This is a genomic window from Pseudomonas sp. E6002, from assembly GCF_013385565.1.
Lineage (GTDB): Bacteria > Pseudomonadota > Gammaproteobacteria > Pseudomonadales > Pseudomonadaceae > Aquipseudomonas.
Map to the genome: position 1 here is coordinate 227,956 of NZ_JACAPT010000023.1, position 17,374 is coordinate 245,329.

Annotated in this window: 16 protein-coding genes and 1 pseudogene; 10 read left to right on the top strand and 7 right to left on the bottom strand. The window is 62.5% G+C overall.

Annotation, left to right across the window (positions count from 1 at the left end; all coding sequences use genetic code 11):
- Positions 1-110 precede the first annotated feature (110 nt).
- Positions 111-443: a ComEA family DNA-binding protein gene (locus HX815_RS19665; RefSeq protein ID WP_177028747.1), complete on the top strand. Its 333-nt coding sequence runs from the start codon at positions 111-113 to the stop codon at positions 441-443.
- 28 nt (positions 444-471) lie between these two features.
- Here the strand turns inward: HX815_RS19665 and HX815_RS19670 are convergent, their stop codons facing one another.
- The 3 genes from HX815_RS19670 to eat all read right to left on the bottom strand — a co-directional run bounded on the left by HX815_RS19670 (position 472) and on the right by eat (position 2,792).
- Positions 472-1,050: a TetR/AcrR family transcriptional regulator gene (locus HX815_RS19670; RefSeq protein WP_177028748.1), complete on the bottom strand. Its 579-nt coding sequence runs from the start codon at positions 1,048-1,050 to the stop codon at positions 472-474.
- A gap of 99 nt (positions 1,051-1,149) precedes the next feature.
- The gene (locus HX815_RS19675; RefSeq protein WP_008437727.1) at positions 1,150-1,317 is read right to left on the bottom strand and encodes a DUF2897 family protein; all 168 of its coding nucleotides are present in this window, start codon (positions 1,315-1,317) and stop codon (positions 1,150-1,152) included.
- Between the two features lie 110 nt (positions 1,318-1,427).
- Positions 1,428-2,792 (bottom strand): ethanolamine permease, encoded by a 1,365-nt coding sequence (eat, locus tag HX815_RS19680; RefSeq protein ID WP_003218757.1) that lies wholly within the window; start codon positions 2,790-2,792, stop codon positions 1,428-1,430.
- Between the two features lie 344 nt (positions 2,793-3,136).
- Here eat and kdpF point away from each other — a divergent pair, with 344 nt between their 5' ends.
- The 6 genes from kdpF to HX815_RS19710 all read left to right on the top strand — a co-directional run bounded on the left by kdpF (position 3,137) and on the right by HX815_RS19710 (position 11,141).
- Positions 3,137-3,226 (top strand): K(+)-transporting ATPase subunit F, encoded by a 90-nt coding sequence (kdpF, locus tag HX815_RS19685; protein WP_003218754.1) that lies wholly within the window; start codon positions 3,137-3,139, stop codon positions 3,224-3,226.
- Between the two features lie 9 nt (positions 3,227-3,235).
- A complete protein-coding gene (gene kdpA / locus HX815_RS19690) occupies positions 3,236-4,930 on the top strand; it encodes a potassium-transporting ATPase subunit KdpA (protein WP_003218753.1) in 1,695 nt (564 codons plus the stop codon).
- A gap of 12 nt (positions 4,931-4,942) precedes the next feature.
- Positions 4,943-7,000, top strand: a complete 2,058-nt coding sequence (gene kdpB / locus HX815_RS19695) for a potassium-transporting ATPase subunit KdpB (RefSeq protein ID WP_003218752.1) — start codon at positions 4,943-4,945, stop codon at positions 6,998-7,000.
- Between the two features lie 67 nt (positions 7,001-7,067).
- Positions 7,068-7,613 (top strand): potassium-transporting ATPase subunit KdpC, encoded by a 546-nt coding sequence (gene kdpC, locus HX815_RS19700; protein WP_177028749.1) that lies wholly within the window; start codon positions 7,068-7,070, stop codon positions 7,611-7,613.
- Between the two features lie 143 nt (positions 7,614-7,756).
- Positions 7,757-10,408 (top strand): sensor histidine kinase KdpD, encoded by a 2,652-nt coding sequence (locus tag HX815_RS19705; protein WP_177028750.1) that lies wholly within the window; start codon positions 7,757-7,759, stop codon positions 10,406-10,408.
- 37 nt (positions 10,409-10,445) lie between these two features.
- Positions 10,446-11,141, top strand: coding sequence for a response regulator (locus HX815_RS19710; RefSeq protein WP_003218747.1), 696 nt, complete (start codon positions 10,446-10,448; stop codon positions 11,139-11,141).
- A 128-nt stretch (positions 11,142-11,269) separates the two neighbouring features.
- Here the strand turns inward: HX815_RS19710 and HX815_RS19715 are convergent, their stop codons facing one another.
- Positions 11,270-12,307 carry a patatin-like phospholipase family protein gene (locus tag HX815_RS19715; protein ID WP_087693690.1) on the bottom strand — a complete coding sequence of 346 codons (1,038 nt, stop codon included), beginning with the start codon at positions 12,305-12,307 and terminating at the stop codon, positions 11,270-11,272.
- 217 nt (positions 12,308-12,524) lie between these two features.
- Here HX815_RS19715 and HX815_RS19720 point away from each other — a divergent pair, with 217 nt between their 5' ends.
- The 3 genes from HX815_RS19720 (at position 12,525) to HX815_RS19730 (ending at position 14,547) form a co-directional block, all read left to right on the top strand.
- Positions 12,525-12,803 (top strand): hypothetical protein, encoded by a 279-nt coding sequence (locus HX815_RS19720; RefSeq protein WP_003218744.1) that lies wholly within the window; start codon positions 12,525-12,527, stop codon positions 12,801-12,803.
- A gap of 80 nt (positions 12,804-12,883) precedes the next feature.
- Complete coding sequence (locus HX815_RS19725; RefSeq protein ID WP_177028751.1) at positions 12,884-13,648, top strand: CHAD domain-containing protein; 765 nt, start codon at positions 12,884-12,886, stop codon at positions 13,646-13,648.
- 101 nt (positions 13,649-13,749) lie between these two features.
- Positions 13,750-14,547 (top strand): acyl-CoA thioesterase II, encoded by a 798-nt coding sequence (locus HX815_RS19730; RefSeq protein WP_008437738.1) that lies wholly within the window; start codon positions 13,750-13,752, stop codon positions 14,545-14,547.
- A 19-nt stretch (positions 14,548-14,566) separates the two neighbouring features.
- On the opposite strand, the pseudogene HX815_RS19735 reads toward HX815_RS19730, so the two are convergent.
- From HX815_RS19735 to HX815_RS19745, 3 genes and pseudogenes are all read right to left on the bottom strand, one after another.
- A pseudogene (locus tag HX815_RS19735) lies at positions 14,567-14,824 on the bottom strand (terminase); the annotation flags it as partial.
- Positions 14,825-14,932: 108 nt separating this feature from the next.
- Complete coding sequence (locus tag HX815_RS19740) at positions 14,933-16,414, bottom strand: methyl-accepting chemotaxis protein (RefSeq protein ID WP_102368435.1); 1,482 nt, start codon at positions 16,412-16,414, stop codon at positions 14,933-14,935.
- Between the two features lie 96 nt (positions 16,415-16,510).
- Positions 16,511-17,317, bottom strand: a complete 807-nt coding sequence (locus HX815_RS19745; protein WP_003218739.1) for a TatD family hydrolase — start codon at positions 17,315-17,317, stop codon at positions 16,511-16,513.
- Positions 17,318-17,374 lie beyond the last annotated feature (57 nt).

A 17,374-nucleotide genomic window follows, 5' to 3' on the forward strand; every position in this document is an offset into this window, starting at 1 on the left:
CTCACACCCTGTAACTCACCCATTTTTGACTCTCCCCAAACATCGCCTAAGTTTGAAAAGCAGCTTCGGAAAAGCTGCTTTTCCCTTATCGATGTCATGGAGTGTCACCTATGCGTAAAGCTTATTTCTCATCCTTTGTCTTTGCCTTTCTTGCCAGCCTCTCCCTAGCCACTACTGCCGCACCTTCCACCAAACCCGAAACGCCAACCTCCATTTCCACACAAATGACCAAGGTCGACCACACCACCAAGGTCAGCCTCAACTCCGCAGACGCCGAAACCCTGCGCCGGGACCTCTTCGGCATTGGCGCAGCCAAAGCCAAGGCCATCGTCGCTTACCGCGAAACCAACGGGCCCTTCACTGCGATAGATGAGTTGCTGGAAGTAAAAGGTATCGGCAAGGCATTGCTGGAGAAGAACCGCGACAGGATTGAGGTCAATTGAACATCTGAAAAGCAGGCGAGGAGGCCGGTCATTGACCGGCTTTCTTCTGGCCGCAGAACCCCGCTTTCAAGCTCCCCCGCACCACATCAAGAATCCGCGTGGCCAATTCGGCGCTCTCCACACTTCTTGCCAACACCAACGCTCCCACCAGCGTCGACATCAGCACAAGGCCCTGTTCGCGGGCATTCGGGCTATCAAGGGCCGCTTCGACCTGCTTGAGCCGGGCGTTAAGCACCTCATCCGTCGTCCTGCTGTTCTGCCCGCGCAACCCCAGCTCGGAAGACATCGTGGGCAGCGGGCACCCCTCATGAGGTGATGTCTGATGCCATTGCGACAGGTAGCTATCAATGAACGCGTCCAACGGTCGCTGTTGGCTGAACAGCTTTTTGCAATGTTCATCCAGTTGAGCTGCGGCCTCTTGCAACGCCTTTTCCACCAACTCGTCCTTTGACCTGAAGTGCGCGTAAAACCCGCCATGCGTCAGGTTCAGCGACTTCATCAGCGGCTGCAGGCCGGTAGCGCCAATGCCGTCACGGCGAAAGCGTACCGAGGCCTCCTTGATGATGCGCCGGTGGGTTTGGGCTTTGTGGTCTTGTGAATAGCGCATGGGAAGGCCTCCGAAACATCAGGCCATATTAACCAAGCTTGGCGGGGCATACGCGGGTGTTTACAAAATTGTGCGGCTCAACGGGGAGCCGCTTCAGCCTCAACGATCCTGCGCATCCTTGGCGTCCGCCTGGGCATTGCGTTCTGCCACGCGCTTACGTTGTTCATCAGTCAATTCAACCTTGTTGGCGCTGTCTCGCAGCATCAACAAACCACCGACGATCGAACCGATCGCGACCACTAAAATCAACCAGGCATACCACGGCATAGGGCTCTCCTTGAGGCAGCAAACCGTGGGGAAATTTCCCACGGTAATGACTGCTTTGAGTAACGGGCTTTCTTAGTAGTTCATTGTAGGCCCGTTCTGCCCCGGTAGCCTTACAGCCCGGTCAACATAGCGTCCGCCGGTGCATCGGCGCGGTCTTGCGCGGTCAGTTGGAAGTACACAAAACCCACCACCATGAAGCCCAGGAAGATCAGCCCGATCAGCGCGTTGAACCACGCCATGGCCACCAGGCAGACCACGGCCAGTACCAGCGCAATCCCCGGCACGATTGGATAGCCCGGGGCGCGGAAGGTCCGCTCCAGCAGTGGCTCGGTCTTGCGCAGTTTGAACAGGCTGAGCATGCTCATGATGTACATGACGATGGCACCGAACACCGCCATGGTGATCATCGCGGCGGTCAGGGTCATGCCGCCCAGGTTGATCAGCCCGTCGCTGTAGATGGCGGCGATGCCGACGATGCCGCCGGCGATGATTGCCCGGTGCGGCGTCTGGAAGCGCGACAGTTTGGCGAGGAAGGAGGGCAGGTAGCCCGCGCGCGCCAGGGCGAAGAATTGGCGGGAGTAACCCAGGATGATCCCGTGGAAGCTGGCCACCAGGCCGAACAGGCCGATCCACACCAGCATGTGCAGCCAGCCCGAGCTGTCGCCGACCACGGTTTTCATCGCCTGGGGCAGCGGGTCGTTGATGTTCGACAGGGTGCGCCAGTCACCCACGCCACCGGCAAAGAACATCACGCCCATGGCCAGAATCACCAGGGTGAGGATGCCGCTGATGTAGGCCTTTGGAATAGTGCGCTTGGGATCTTTCGCCTCTTCGGCCGCCATGGCGGCGCCTTCGATGGCGAGGAAGAACCAGATGGCAAAGGGTATGGCCGCAAACATTCCGGCGATCGCCGGTGCGCCGAAGGTGTCGGAGCCGGCCCAGCCGTTGAGGGCGAAGTTGCTGAAGCTGAAGGCGGGAGCGACCACGCCCATGAACACCAGCAACTCGGCCACGGCAAGCACGCAGACCACCAATTCAAAGGTGGCGGCGAGCTTCACCCCGAGGATGTTCAGGCCCATGAACACAATGTAGGCGCCGACGGCCGCATGTTTCGGATCGAGGGCCGGAAACTGCACGTTCAGGTATGCGCCGATGGCCAGGGCGATCGCGGGTGGGGCGAAGACGAACTCGATCAGCGTCGCCAGCCCGGCAATCAAGCCACCTTTCTCGCCGAACGCCCGGCGGCTGTAGGCAAAAGGGCCGCCAGCATGAGGAATCGCGGTGGTCAGCTCGGTGAAACTGAATATAAAGCAGGTGTACATGGCGGCGACCATCAACGAGGTCACCAGGAAGCCCAATGTTCCCGCCACGCCCCAGCCATAGCTCCAGCCGAAATACTCTCCGGAAATCACCAGCCCGACTGCGATGCCCCACAAATGCAGAGTGCCCAAGGTGGGTTTGAGTTGTGTGTTCATCGTGTAGCTCTCCCTGAACGGTTTGGAATGTTTCAGGGCATTGCAGCGGACATGCCATTAACCAAAGCCGTGTCGTAAAGGCGCCGAACTGTCGCCGAGGGAACGGTTTGGCGTTTGAATCATTTCAAGCGCTGCACCAGATAAGGGCGTTGGTGTCTGGTCTGACGCTATCGCGGGCAAGCCCGGCTCCCACATTTGAAGTGCATACCCCCCGTAAACCCCGCATAAACCCACTCTTTACGCCGTCTTTACGCCCCACCCATACCGTCGCTCTCGTTCCTTTACGCCACTCCTGCGGACAATCCTCCTACACGCGGCAGTCGCCGCACGACGGAGAAACTTCCATGAGCGTTCTGGACGGGGTGTCACTGCTGTTGGCTGTGGCGCTGTTCATTTATCTGCTGGTTGCGCTGTTACGCGCGGATCGGAACTAGGAGCAGGCTATGCACAGTTATGACTATTGGCTGATCATCGCCTTCTTTGCCTTGGTGCTGATTCCGGCACCGGCCCTGGGGCGGTTCTACTACAAGGTAATGGAAGGGCAGCGAACCTGGCTCACGCCGGTGTTCGGCCCGGTCGAGCGCGTGTGCTATCGCCTTTCGGGTGTCGATGCAGACCAGGAACAGAGCTGGCAGAAATACGCGCTGGCGTTGCTGGCGTTCAACCTTGCCGGTTTCGTGCTGCTGTTCGCGATCCTGCTGTTCCAGGAATACCTGCCGCTGAACCCGCAGAAATTGCCGGGTCAGGAATGGACCCTGGCGTTCAACACCGCCATCAGTTTCATGACCAACACCAACTGGCAGAACTACAGCGGTGAAGCGTCCCTGAGCTACCTCAGTCAGATGGTCGGCCTCACCGTGCAGAACTTCGTCAGTGCCGCCACCGGCCTCGCCGTACTGGTCGCGTTGTGCCGTGGGATCGGTCGCAAATCCACCAAGACTTTGGGCAACTTCTGGGTCGACATGACTCGCGCCACGCTCTACGGCCTGTTGCCGTTGTGCCTGGTGTTCGCGTTGTTCCTGGTCTGGCAGGGCGTGCCACAAACCTTCGCTCACTATGTGAACGCGGTCACCATGCAGGGCGTTGACCAGGTCATCCCACTGGGCCCGGCTGCCAGCCAGATTGCGATCAAGCAACTGGGCACCAACGGTGGTGGCTTCTTCGGCGTCAACTCGGCGCATCCGTTCGAAGACCCGACTGCCTGGGCCAACCTGTTTGAGCTGGGCGCGATCATCCTGATTCCGGTGGCGCTGGTGTTCACCTTTGGCCACTACGTGAAAGATCTGCGTCAGAGCCGGGCGATCCTCGGTTGCATGCTGGCCCTGTTCATCATCGGCGGTGCTACCGCGATGTGGGCCGAGTACCAACCCAACCCGGCGCTGAACAACCCGGCGGTTGAACAGGCCGCGCCGCAGGAAGGTAAGGAAGCGCGCTTCGGCACCACTGGCACCGTGTTGTGGTCGGTGGCGACCACCGCCGCGTCCAACGGTTCGGTCAACGGTATGCAAGACAGCCTCAACCCCCTGAGCGGGATGGTGTCGCTGGTCAACATGATGGTCGGCGAAGTGATCTTCGGCGGCGTCGGCGCCGGCATGTACGGCATGTTGCTCAACGTGTTGATTGCGGTGTTCCTCGCCGGTTTGATGATTGGCCGTACACCGGAATACCTCGGCAAGAAACTCCAGGCCAAGGAAGTGCAGTTGCTGGTGGTGACCTTGCTGGTGATGCCGGTCGGCACCCTGGTACTCGGTGCCATCGCCGCCAGCCTGCCTGGCCCGGCCGGTGCCATCAGTAACCCTGGCCCCCACGGTTTCAGCCAGTTGCTGTACGCCTACACCTCGGCCAGTGCCAACAACGGTTCGGCGTTCGGCGGCTTCAGTGCCAACACCGCGTTCCACAACCTGATGTTGAGCCTGTCGATGTTGCTCGGTCGCTTCGGTTACATCCTCCCGGTACTGGCCCTGGCCGGCAGCCTGGCGATGAAGAAGACCGCACCGATTGGCCAGAACAGCTTCCCGACCCACGGCCCGCTGTTCGTGACCCTGTTGACCGTGACCATTTTGCTGGTGGGCGGCCTGACCTTCCTGCCGACGCTGGCACTTGGGCCTATCGCTGAACATCTGAGCATGGGCTTCTAAGGGGATATGAAAATGAATATGCCTGCAAAAAACGCGGCTCCGGTGAAAACCCAGGAGCCAGCCAAGACCGCAATGTCGGCCCTGTGGCGCCCGGCGCTGGTCCAGGCGTTCGTCAAGCTGGACCCGCGCCAGCTGCAACGCTCGCCGGTGATGCTGGTGGTCGAACTGACCGCGATCCTCACCACCATCCTGTGCTTCGTGCCGGAGGTGGCCGTACCGACCTACGTCTCCGTGCAAATCGCCGTGTGGCTGTGGTTCACCGTGCTGTTTGCCAACTTCGCCGAAGCCTTGGCTGAAGGCCGCGGCAAGGCCCGCGCCGACAGCCTCAAGGCCGGCAGCGAGGGCCTCAGCGCCCGCCGCAAGGAAGCCGACGGCAGCTTCAAGGTCGTGCCGGCCACCAGCCTGCGCAAAGGTGATGTGGTACGCGTGGTCGCCGGGGAAATGATCCCGGGCGACGGCGAAGTCATCGAAGGGATTGCCGCGGTCAACGAAGCGGCCATCACCGGTGAATCGGCCCCGGTTATCCGTGAATCCGGCGGCGACCGCTCGGCCGTCACCGGCAACACCCGCCTGGTCTCGGACTGGTTGATGATTCGCATCACCGCCAACCCGGGCGAGTCGACCCTGGACCGCATGATCGCCCTGGTGGAAGGCGCCAAACGCCAGAAAACCCCCAACGAAATCGCGCTGGACATCCTGCTGATCGGCCTGACGCTGATCTTCCTGCTGGTGGTGGTGACCCTGCAGCCGTTCGCCCACTTCGCCAATGGCAACCTGCCGCTGGTGTTCCTGGTGGCGCTGCTGGTGACGCTGATCCCGACCACCATCGGCGGCCTGTTGTCGGCCATCGGTATTGCCGGCATGGACCGCCTGGTGCGTCTGAACGTGATCGCCAAGTCCGGCCGCGCAGTGGAAGCGGCGGGGGACGTGCACGTGCTGTTGCTGGACAAGACCGGCACCATCACCTTCGGTAACCGTCGTTGCACCAACGTGATCGCCGCGCCGGGTGTCAGCGGCAAGGAACTGGCTGAGGGCGCGCTGCTGGCATCCTTGGCGGACGACACGGCCGAAGGTAAGTCCATCGTCGAATACCTGCGCGGCCAGCACCCGCAAGCCGAGCCGTCGACGGATGAGCTGACCTCGGTACCGTTCAGCGCGGAAACCCGCCTGTCCGGCGTCGACTACCAGGGCCGTGTGTTCCGTAAGGGTGCCGTGGATTCGCTGCTGGCGTTCATTGGCCTGCAACGCCGCGACCTGCAACCGGCGCTGTCGCGGGAAATCGACAAGATCGCCCAGAGCGGCGGCACACCATTGCTGGTGTGTGCCGACGGCAAATTGCTCGGCGCGATTCACCTCAAGGACGTGGTCAAGCCCGGCATCCGCGAACGGTTTGCCGAGCTGCGCAAGCTGGGGATCCGCACCGTGATGGTGACCGGCGACAACCCGCTGACCGCTGCTGCGATTGCCGCTGAAGCCGGTGTGGATGACGTGCTCGCCGAAGCCACCCCAGAGAAAAAACTCGCGCGCATTCGTCACGAACAGAACGATGGTCGCCTGGTTGCGATGTGCGGCGACGGCGCCAACGACGCCCCGGCGCTGGCCCAGGCTGACGTCGGCATGGCAATGAACGACGGCACGCAAGCCGCCCGTGAAGCGGCCAACATGGTCGACCTCGACAGCGACCCGACCAAGCTGCTGGACGTGGTGCAGATCGGCAAGGAATTGCTGGTGACCCGTGGTGCGCTGACCACCTTTTCCATCGCCAACGACGTGGCCAAGTACTTCGCAATCCTGCCAGCGCTATTCGCCTCGATCTACCCGCAACTGGGTGTGCTCAACGTGATGCACCTGCAAAGCCCGCAGAGCGCGATCCTCTCGGCCATCGTGTTCAACGCGCTGATCATCGTGGTGCTGATCCCGCTGGCGCTGCGCGGTGTGCGCGTACAGGCGGCGAGTGCGGCGGCGTTGCTGCGTCGCAACCTGCTGATCTACGGCCTGGGCGGGATCGTGGTGCCGTTCGTGGGTATCAAGGCGATCGACATGCTGTTGACCGCGCTGCACCTGGTTTGACTCGATGCCCGCAGGTACCGGCAAACCGGTGCCTGCAGGTTGCAATGACCGAATTGAGGAATTTGAAATGTCCAACATTATCCGCCCGGCCCTGAGCCTGCTGGTGTTGATGAGCCTGATCACCGGCGTGGCCTATCCCCTGGTTGTCACCGGCGTGGCGCAAGTCGCATTCCCTGTCCAGGCCAACGGCAGCCTGGTACACGATGCCAGCGGCAAGGTTCGCGGTTCGAGCCTGATTGCCCAGGATTTCACCGGTGACGGCTGGTTCCACCCACGGCCATCTGCCGGTGCGTTTGCTACGGTTTCCAGCAGCGCCAGCAACCTCGGCCCAAGCAACCCCGCACTGGCCACTCGTGTATTTGACGATGCCAGGAAAATGCTGGTGCCAGACCAGGGACCGGTGCCGATGGCATTGCTGACTACCTCCGGCAGCGGTCTTGATCCACACTTGCCACCGCAGGCAATTGCCTATCAACTGGCCCGGGTAGCGGCCGCACGTAATCTGCCGGTGGCGACCCTGCAGCGCTTGATGGACGAGCACATCGAAAGCCCGCTGGTGGGGCCGCCGGTGGTGAACGTGCTGGCGTTGAACATGGCCTTGGAAAAACTGTAAGCCGTGGCGCCGCTTTCGCGAGCAAGCCCGCTCCCACATTCGACTGAGTTTCACCTTTGGAATGCGGTCAAATGTGGGAGCGGGCTTGCTCGCGAAGGCGGACTCAAGAAACCCACATCAACACCTGAAGGAAGACCGCCCGCATGAGCGACTCCGGCCGCGCCGATGCCCTGTTAGCCGATCTGCCCCGGGACGGCCGTGGCCGGCTCAAAGTCTTCCTCGGCGCCGCCCCGGGCGTGGGCAAGACCTACGCCATGCTCCAGGCTGCCCACACCCAACTGCGCCAGGGTGTGCGGCTGATCGCCGGCGTGGTGGAAACCCACGGCCGCGCCGAGACCGAAGCCTTGCTCAGCGGCTTGCCACAACAGCCGCTGCTGCGTTCCGAATACCGCGGCGTGATGCTGGAGGAAATGGACCTCGACGGCCTGCTCGCCGCCAAGCCCAAACTGGTGCTGGTGGACGAACTGGCCCACAGCAACGCCCCCGGCAGCCGCCACGAAAAACGCTGGCAAGACATTCAGGAATTGCTCTCGGCGGGCATCAACGTCTTCACCACGGTCAACGTCCAGCACCTGGAAAGCCTCAACGACCAGGTGCGCGGCATTACCGGCGTGCAAGTGCGCGAGACCTTGCCCGACTGGGTCTTGCAGGAAGCCGATGAACTGCTGCTGATCGACCTGCCATCCCGGGAACTGCTGGAGCGCCTGCGGGACGGCAAGGTCTACGTGCCGGAACAGGCCCGTGCTGCCATCGATGCCTTCTTCACCCAGACCAACCTCATGGCCCTGCGCGAGCTGGCGATGCAAACCGCCGCGGCCCATGTCGACGATGACCTGGCCCAGGGTTATCGCCAATTGGGCCAGGCCGCACCGGCTGTGCGTGGCCGCTTGCTGGTGGGCGTGGACGGCGATGCCCAGGCCGAACGCCTGGTTCGTCACGCCAGCCGGGTGGCCCAGCGTCGGCATCTGCCGTGGAGCCTGGTGCATGTGGATAACGGCCGGGTGCGCGATGAACAATCGCGCCTGCGTCTGCAAAACGCCCAGCAACTGGCCGAGCGTCTTGGCGGTGAAGTGGTGTTGCTGCGAGCGGGGGAGGTGGCCAAGACCCTGATCCAGCACGCCGCCGAGCGTCGCGCCAGCTTGATTCTGGTGGGGCAGTCCCGGCCGCGCTGGCGGCGCAATCTGTTTGGTGGCGGCTTGGCGGCACGCCTGCTGCGCAATGCACGGGGCCTGGAAATCAACGTCCTCGACAGCGACGAAGTTCCGGCCCCTCCGCGCCTGCCGGATGTGCGTGGGCTGGTGTGGTTTGACTATGCCCTGGCGGTGGTGGCGACCGTGATCGCGGCCGCAGTCGCATGGGGTGTCGCCAGTGCCTTGCCGTTGCCGAATATCTCGCTGGTGTTCCTCGCCGCCGTATTACTGGTGGCGGTGCGCAGTAGCCTGGGGCCGGCGCTGGCGTGTGCGGCGCTGTCATTCCTGAGCTACGACTTCCTGTTCATCCCGCCGAATTTCTCCTTCGCGATCCAGCGTGAAGAAGACGTGCTGACGCTGTTGTTCTTCCTGCTGATGGCGGCGCTTACCGGTAATCTCGCTGCACGCCAGCGCCGGCAGTTGCAGGCGCTGCGCGATACCCAGGAAGAAACCACCGAGCTGCTCGACCTGTCCCGCAAACTCACCGCCGCCACCGATCGCCAGGCAGTGATCAGTGCCGCCGCGCATCATCTGGAAGGCTGGAGCGACCTGCAATTGTGCCTGCTCAACCGCGACGGGCAGGGCGACTGGAAGGTCGAGACCGGTGGCCCGATCACCTTTACCGAAGCCGAACGCGCCGCCGCCGACTGGGCCTGGCAGCACGATCAGCCGGCCGGCATGGGCACCGGCACCTTGCCGTTCGGGCGCTGGTGGTGGTGGCCGTTGTCCGGCGAAGAAGGCCCGTTGGGTCTGCTGGGGGTCAGCCCGAAGGCCGGGCTTGAACTGAGCGGCCAGCGCCGTCGCCTGCTCACGGCCTTGAGCCAGCCATTGGCTCAAGCCCTGGCCCGTGCACAACTCGGCCAGGAGCTGGAAGCCGCGCGCCTGCACGGCGAAACCGAGCAATTGCGCAGCGCCTTGCTGGCTTCGGTGTCTCACGATTTGCGCACACCGCTGACCTCCATGCGTGGCAGCATCGACAGCCTGCTGGCCCTCGGCGAGGCGATTCCCCTGGAAGATCGCCGGGAGCTGCTGGAAGGCACTCGCGATGAGGCTGAGCGCCTGGATCGCTACATCCAGAACCTGCTGGACATGACTCGTCTGGGCCACGGCGCGCTGAAGCTGGCGCGGGACTGGGTGTCACCCGGCGATATCGTCGGCAGCTCCCTGGGCCGCTTGCGTGCGGTATTGGCGCCGCTGCAGGTGATCACCGACGTGCCGCCCGAGCTGCCGCTGCTCTACGTGCATGCCGCGTTGATCGAGCAGGCACTGGTCAACGTACTGGAAAATGCCGCACGCTTCTCGCCGCCACAAGGCCGGCTGAAACTCAGCGCGGGCGTGCAGGATAACCAGTTGTTTTTTGCTGTTGCCGATGAGGGACCGGGGATTCCCGAGGAGGAGCGGGCGAAAATTTTCGATATGTTCTACACCGCCGCCAGGGGGGATCGCGGCGGGCAGGGCACCGGGCTCGGCCTGGCGATCTGCCAGGGCATGGTCGGCGCCCACGGCGGGCATATCAGCGTGGCCGACGGCATTGAGGGCCGTGGCACCTGCATCACTTTATTCCTGCCATTGCAGGCCCAGCCTGGCCTGGAAAGCGAACCTTGAGCTACCCTCTTTTCTTCACGGATTTTGATTGGACACCATGAGCCAAACTGCGACGATTTTGGTCATTGACGACGAACCGCAGATCCGCAAGTTCTTGCGTATCAGCCTGGCCTCCCAGGGCTACAAAGTGATCGAGGCCGGCACCGGCAACGAAGGCCTGGCGCAGGCCGCCTTGAGTAAACCGGACCTGCTGGTGCTTGACCTCGGCCTGCCGGACATGGACGGCCAGCAGGTGCTGCGCGAGTTTCGTGAGTGGTCCACGGTACCGGTACTGGTGTTGTCGGTGCGAGCCAGTGAAGTGCAAAAAGTCGAGGCGCTGGACAACGGCGCGAATGACTATGTGACCAAGCCATTTGGCATCCAGGAGTTTCTTGCACGGGTGCGGGCGTTGTTGCGCCAGGCGCCGGCGGGGGAGGCCCAGGAAGCGGCGTTGCGCTTTGGCCCGCTGACGGTAGACCTGGCTTATCGGCGGGTGCTGCTGGACGGTGTCGAAGTGGCGCTGACCCGCAAGGAATACGCGGTGCTGGCGCAACTGGCGCGGCATCCCGGGCGGGTGATCACCCAGCAGCAACTGCTCAAGGATATCTGGGGCCCGACCCATACCGAAGACAGCCATTACCTGCGGATTGTGGTGGGGCATCTGCGCCAGAAACTGGCGGATGATCCGACCCAGCCACGGTTTATCGTGACTGAGGCCGGTGTTGGGTATCGGCTATTGAACACCGAAGCCTGAAGCGTTAGCTCACCTGTGGCGAGGGAGCTTGCTCCCGCTGGGCTGCGCAGCAGCCCCAGAATCCTGGGAGCGCTTCGCACTCCAGCGGGAGCAAGCTCCCTCGCCACACAAGCCCTGCTTATCAAACCTCAGTGTTGCTCGCTCTCGTAACGATCCAGCGTATCGCTCGCGATCTCCCGCCCCAGCGCGATCAACTCCGGCGCTTTGTAAAACTCGAAAAACCGGCACACGCGCTTCGGCACGTTGATCAGAATATCCGGCGGATACCCGGCGATCTTGTACTGCGCCAATGACGTCTGCATCACCTCAAAGCTCTGGTTGATCAAATCCAGCAGCGATGCAGGCCCCACGTTATCGATGATGAACGAGCCGGTCGCCGACTTTGGCGCCCCGGCCTTTTCCGGTGCCGCCGCCGGTTGTTGCGCCTCGGGTTCGGCAGAGTCCAGCCACGGGTTGATGTCGGCAGCCTGGGCCAGCAGCGCTTCCTGTTCCAGCATCAACAACTGCTCGGCCTGCTTGCGCCGAAACGGCAAGTGCGAACCCAGTGAACGCACCAGGTTGTCGAAGCGGCTCCTGAACGCCGGCGGACGCTGGATCACCGGAAGCTTGTAGTGCTTCTGGTTGGTGGAGTTGAGGTTGACCGCAATGATCAGGTCGCAGTGGCTCGACACCACCGGCACGATCGGCAGAGGGTTCAGCAAGCCGCCGTCCACCAGCATGCGATTGCCCTGCATCACCGGGGTGAACAGGCTGGGAATCGCCGCCGAGGCCCGCATGGCCTGGTGCAGGCAGCCTTCCTGGAACCAGATTTCCTGCTGGTTGGTCAGGTCCGTGGCCACGGCGGTGTAGGGAATGCGCAGGTCTTCGATATTGATCTCGCCGACGATCTTGCGGATCTGCCCGAACACCTTCTCGCCACGGATCGCCCCCAGGCGAAAGCTCACGTCTACCAGGCGCAGTACGTCCAGGTAGTCGAGGCTTTCGATCCAGTTTCGGTACTCTTCCAGCTTGCCCGCGGCATAGATCCCACCCACCACGGCGCCCATGGAGCAACCGGCAATGCAGGCGATGTCGTAGCCGCGTTTTTCGATTTCCTCGATCACGCCGATATGGGCGTAGCCCCGGGCGCCGCCGGAGCCCAGCACCAATGCAACACGTTTCTTCATGACCTGATCCTTCGTAAAACAGGTGACCACAATGCACCCATCGAGGGGCGCGCTTCAATCATCACTGTCACAACCGATTATTTTCGCGAGCGGGCCACCACGCTCGGGTATGCTCTGGCAATCGGGACTGCGGATTCAGGCAGTCGGATAAGGCACTTTTCGGTGTAGGCAACGTCTACACCTGTGACTGTTTTTTCTTTTCTTGAGGTGTCATTTGATGAAAGCCTGGATGTGTGTGCCTGTGATCGTGTTGGCCCTGGCCGGTTGTGCCGGGAAAACCGCTTATCGCGACAGCTGCGGCACGCAACTGGATGCTGCGTGGCACGAGCTGGACCTGGCCAAGGCCGAAGGTTTCGCCGGCACCGTGAGTTACTCCAAGGCTCTGTCGTTGTTGACTGGCGCCAAGACCCAGCAGCAGTTCGAAGCCTTCGAAGGCTGCTCGACCAAGGCCGAGAAAGCCCGCTTCTATATTCGTGAGTCGCGCGCAGGGCGCTAACCCCGCGTAGCAGTTGTCGAGTGCAACGAGGCTGCGTCGGCGGCCTCAAGCCCGAAGGTTTAATCATTGAGGAGGAAAGGATGTCAGCCTTGGTCGATCAGCTAGTCGCTCAGATCATCGGCCTGGAAGTTGGGTTACTGAGCTGCCAGGCGCGCCTCGCCGCCGTCACGGACGACGAGGCCCTGCACGATCTGCGCACCACGGTGCGGCGCTTGCGCAGCCTGTTGCGGCCATTGCGCGGGTTGCCCGGTGTCGAGCAGCTCGAGGCGGCCGCCAGTGCCGTCGGCCAACTGACCACGCCATTTCGCGACCGCGAAGTGCTGGCGGCGTACCTCCACCAACACGGCCATCATGAGGCGGCCGAGCGGCGTATCCGGCAGCAGCCGGCCACCTACCGCTCGGTTGCACAAGGGCCTGAGCTGGCGCAACTGCTGTTGATCCTCGAAGCATTCCCCCGCTTTATCCGCGCCTCCCAACGGCAGAAATTGCTCAAGGGCCTGCGCACGCGCATTGAAAACCGCCTGGCCAAGCAATGGAAGAAGCTCGGCGAAGCGCTGCACGACCCCAACCACGACCGTCATCGCCTGCGCCTGTTGATCAAGCGCGTGCGTTATGCGGCCGAGGCTTATCCCGAGCTGAACAAGCTACCGCCCAAAGCCATATCGCGTCTCAAGGCGGCCCAGGGCGCCCTGGGTGATTGGCACGATTGCTGGCAATGGCTGGCGCAAGCCGGGCACGAGCCCGATTTGCAGGCGTGCGTGCCTGGTTGGCACCGCACCATGGCCGAGGCGGAAGGGCAGGCGGATCGGGTTTTGGATAAGTTGAACGCCGACTGCTTCGCTTGACCCTGCGACCTATCTGTCCGGGATTTTGGCCGGAATAGGCGCTGCATGGTGTAGGCCGGCTGGTTAAGATCCCTCAACTCCTTTTTCAAGTTGAGACCGCCATGCGCTTTAGTGATTTACTCGACGCTGCCCGCAGCCACCCGTTGGACGTTTCGATCCCGGCCGAATGGGCCCAGGGCCGCGCCAGCTTTGGCGGGCTGGTTGCGGCGTTGGAGTACGAGGCCTTGCGGGCGAAGGTCCCGGCGGATCGCCCGTTGCGCTCACTGGCGATCACCTTTGTGGGCCCGGTGGCGCCGGACGTGCCGGCCCGCTACGAAGTCGAAGTGCTGCGCGAAGGCAAGGCCGTCAGCCAAGTGCTGGGACGTGTGGTGCAGAACGGTGAAACGATGACCCTGGTGCAGGCCAGTTTTGGCGCATCACGGCCTTCGCAGATTGACGTCGCCGCCGAACCGGCGCCCACCTTCAAGCATTGGGATGAATGCCAGGAGTTGCCCTACATCAAAGGCGTGACGCCGGAGTTCATGCGCCACCTGGCGATGCGCTGGAGCGTCGGTGGCCTGCCGTTCACCGGCAATACATCCCGGGAGATGGGCGGCTGGGTGCGCTTGCGTGGCGATGTAAAAGAAGAGCCGCTGACCGAAGCGCACATCCTCGCGCTGGTGGATGCGTGGCCACCGTCGGTGTTGCCGCACCTGAAACAACCGGCGGCCGGCAGCACCCTGACCTGGACCATCGAATTTGTCCAACCGCTGCAAAACCTGAGCACCCTGGACTGGTGCCAATACCTGGTCCACATCGAGCACGCCCGCGATGGCTATGGTCATGCGGCTGCGCAGTTGTGGAGCCCCGACGGCCAGTTGATCGCTATCAGCCGCCAGTCGGTGGTGGTGTTCGCCTGAGTCCTCAGACCAGCAAGTGTTGATCGCTGGAGGCGTCGCTGCCGCGTGCCTCCAGGCGGCGACCGTGATGCTGCAATGCAAGGGCTGCCAGAATGCCGACGATACCGATGGCGGCACTCGCCAGGTTCTCGCTGAACACGCCCGATGCCATCAACAGAAAACCGATGACCAGGAGTGGCAGCGCAATCAGCTGCAACACTTGATTGGTCCCGTGCTGGTGATTTTGCGGGTGGGTGCGCCATTGCCAGGCGGGGATATTTGGATGACGTTTGCCCATGATCGTGATTCCTCTGTCCGTTGAAACATCTTGAGCAGAGTTTAGGTCGGGCAGGGTGGGGCTGCGAATCAAGGATGGCTATGGGGGCCATAGCCATCCCTTTAGGGGTTAGAGCCGCAACTGGCCGATGGCCTTGCTCAGTTCCCCGGCCAGGGTTGCCAGCTCATTGCTGGTGGTCGCCGAGTCTACCGTCTGCTGCACGGTGTTTTCGGTGACGTCCCGAATGCTCACCACCGCCCGATTCATTTCCTCGGCCACATGGCTTTGCTGCTCGGCAGCCACGGCAATCTGCGTGTTGCTCTCACGCATCTGCGCCACCGCGCCGGTGATCTCGGCGAGGGCAATCCCGGCTTCTTGAGCCTGTTGCACACAGTCGTCGGCCTTGAACGAGCTTTCCTGCATGAAATCCACCGCGTCCCGGGTGCCGGCTTGCAGGGCGGACACCATGCGGGTGATTTCATCGGTGGAGCTTTGCACCCGCTTGGCCAGGTTGCGCACTTCGTCGGCGACCACGGCAAAACCCCGGCCCATTTCGCCGGCGCGGGCGGCTTCGATGGCGGCGTTGAGGGCCAGCAGGTTGGTCTGTTCGGCGATGCTGTGAATCACCCCGACCACGCCATTGATTTTCTGGCTGTCCTCGGCCAGCTTCTGGATCATTTCGGCGGTCTGCTGCACGCCGGTGGACAGCCCGGCAATCGAGCGCTGTACCCGGCTGACCACTTCCTGGCCGCTGCCGGCGAGAGTATCGGCCGTCTGTGACAGGTCGCGGGTGGCGCCGGCGTGCTGGGCGATGTGGTAGACGGTGGCGGTCATCTCGTTGATCGCCGTGGCGGCCTGGTCGGTTTCGCTTTGCTGGCCGAGCATGCCGTGCTGCACCTCGTTCATGCTGCTGGCCAGGCGTGCGGCGCCGTCGTCCAGTTGCCTGGCGGTGCGCGCAACCGTGTTGACCACGCGTTGATAACCCGCCTGCATCGCGTTGAAGGCGCTGGCCATCTGCCCGACTTCATCCTTGCAGGCCAGGGGGACGCGGGCCGAGAGGTCGCCGGTTTTCTCGACGTGCAGCATCACGTCTTTCAAGGTGTTGAGCTGGCTGAGGAGAAAGCGGATCAGCAGCTGTGAGGCGCCGAGCATGGCCAGCATCAGAATCATCACCGCTACGGCGTAGTTGGCGAAGCGTTCTTCGAACACTTGGCTCAAGCTGGGCCCGTAGGCCAGCACGGCGACCTGTTGACCGTCGGCACGGCTGATTACTTCGGCGCCCATCAGCGGGTTTTCGCCGAGCAGTGGCATGTGATTGAAATCCACCCAGCCACTGGCGTTGGCCAGGGCTGACAGATCTTCGTCGCCCAGTTGTGGGACTTTGCCCCTGGCAAACGTCAGCCAGTGCTCGCCCTTGGGCAGTGGCTGGCCGGCGGGCCAGGCAACGAGCAAGCGCCCCTGGGCTTGCGCCGACGCCTGTGAGGCCTGGCTGCGGGCCTGTTGTTCGAGCTGCACGGCGTACAACACCAGCAGCAGGGTGGTGATGAAGGCGACCGCGTTCACGGCCCAGAATTTGTACTTCAGCGAGATGTTGCTAAGCCAGGCACCCATGGAAGGTTTTCTCTGATAGCGGAAACAGCATTGGCAAGGTGCCATTATTGTGCCGCTATCGGGATGCCGGGTTTTGATATGGGTCAATGCGCCGCGTCAATCCGGCACAGGCAATCCAAAAAAGGCGCGGGCACAGGCGGTGCTGTGTTGCGCCAGGTCTTCCACGGTTTCTTCGCGGTGCAACGCGACCTCCCGCAGGACTTCCGGTAAATAGGCGGGTTCGTTGCGACCGTTTTTCGGCTTGGGCCGCAGGGTGCGAGGCAGCAGGTAGGGCGCGTCGCTTTCCAGCATCAGGCGGCCCCGGGGAATTTCCCTGACCAGCGGATGCAGGTGCGTCCCACGGCGCTCGTCACAGATCCAGCCGGTGATACCGATATGCAGGTCCAGGTCGAGGTAGCTGAACAGCGCCCGCTGCTCGCCGGTGAAGCAGTGCACCACGGCGGCCGACAGGTGATCGCGGTAGTCCCGCAGGATTTCCAGCAGGCGCTGGTTGGCGTCACGTTCGTGGAGGAATACCGGGAGCTTCAACTCCACGGCCAGGGCCAGGTGTTCTTCGAGGACTTTTTCCTGCTGGGGGCGCGGTGAGAAATCCCGGTTGAAATCCAGCCCGCATTCACCCACCGCACGCACGCGACTTTCCTTGAGCAGGCCGCGCAGGCGCCTGGCGCTTTCGGCGTTCCAGTCACTGGCAGAGTGGGGGTGAATGCCGGCGGTGGCGAACAGGCGTTGGCCACTTTCGTCCAGTTGCTGGCACAGCTCCAGGGCCTGTTCGCTGCCGTCGACACTGGTACCGGTGAGCACCAATTGGCTCACCCCGGCGGCGTAGGCACGGTCGAGAACGGCCTGGTGCTTTTCGTCGAAACTTGGGTTGGTCAGGTTGACGCCGATATCAATGAGTTGCATGGTGCTACCTCCGCCTGCGGTCGGAAAGCATATCAGAGCTGTAGATTTATAAGAAAA

Coding starts and splice junctions, on each gene's coding strand:
- HX815_RS19745 (WP_003218739.1), bottom strand. CDS start 17,317: ATGCAACTCATTGATATCGGCGTCAACCTGACCAACCCAAGTTTCGAC.
- HX815_RS19740 (WP_102368435.1), bottom strand. CDS start 16,414: ATGGGTGCCTGGCTTAGCAACATCTCGCTGAAGTACAAATTCTGGGCC.
- HX815_RS19725 (WP_177028751.1), top strand. CDS start 12,884: ATGTCAGCCTTGGTCGATCAGCTAGTCGCTCAGATCATCGGCCTGGAA.
- eat (WP_003218757.1), bottom strand. CDS start 2,792: ATGAACACACAACTCAAACCCACCTTGGGCACTCTGCATTTGTGGGGC.
- kdpA (WP_003218753.1), top strand. CDS start 3,236: ATGCACAGTTATGACTATTGGCTGATCATCGCCTTCTTTGCCTTGGTG.
- kdpF (WP_003218754.1), top strand. CDS start 3,137: ATGAGCGTTCTGGACGGGGTGTCACTGCTGTTGGCTGTGGCGCTGTTC.
- HX815_RS19730 (WP_008437738.1), top strand. CDS start 13,750: ATGCGCTTTAGTGATTTACTCGACGCTGCCCGCAGCCACCCGTTGGAC.
- HX815_RS19670 (WP_177028748.1), bottom strand. CDS start 1,050: ATGCGCTATTCACAAGACCACAAAGCCCAAACCCACCGGCGCATCATC.
- HX815_RS19720 (WP_003218744.1), top strand. CDS start 12,525: ATGAAAGCCTGGATGTGTGTGCCTGTGATCGTGTTGGCCCTGGCCGGT.
- HX815_RS19715 (WP_087693690.1), bottom strand. CDS start 12,307: ATGAAGAAACGTGTTGCATTGGTGCTGGGCTCCGGCGGCGCCCGGGGC.
- HX815_RS19710 (WP_003218747.1), top strand. CDS start 10,446: ATGAGCCAAACTGCGACGATTTTGGTCATTGACGACGAACCGCAGATC.
- HX815_RS19705 (WP_177028750.1), top strand. CDS start 7,757: ATGAGCGACTCCGGCCGCGCCGATGCCCTGTTAGCCGATCTGCCCCGG.
- HX815_RS19675 (WP_008437727.1), bottom strand. CDS start 1,317: ATGCCGTGGTATGCCTGGTTGATTTTAGTGGTCGCGATCGGTTCGATC.
- kdpC (WP_177028749.1), top strand. CDS start 7,068: ATGTCCAACATTATCCGCCCGGCCCTGAGCCTGCTGGTGTTGATGAGC.
- kdpB (WP_003218752.1), top strand. CDS start 4,943: ATGAATATGCCTGCAAAAAACGCGGCTCCGGTGAAAACCCAGGAGCCA.
- HX815_RS19665 (WP_177028747.1), top strand. CDS start 111: ATGCGTAAAGCTTATTTCTCATCCTTTGTCTTTGCCTTTCTTGCCAGC.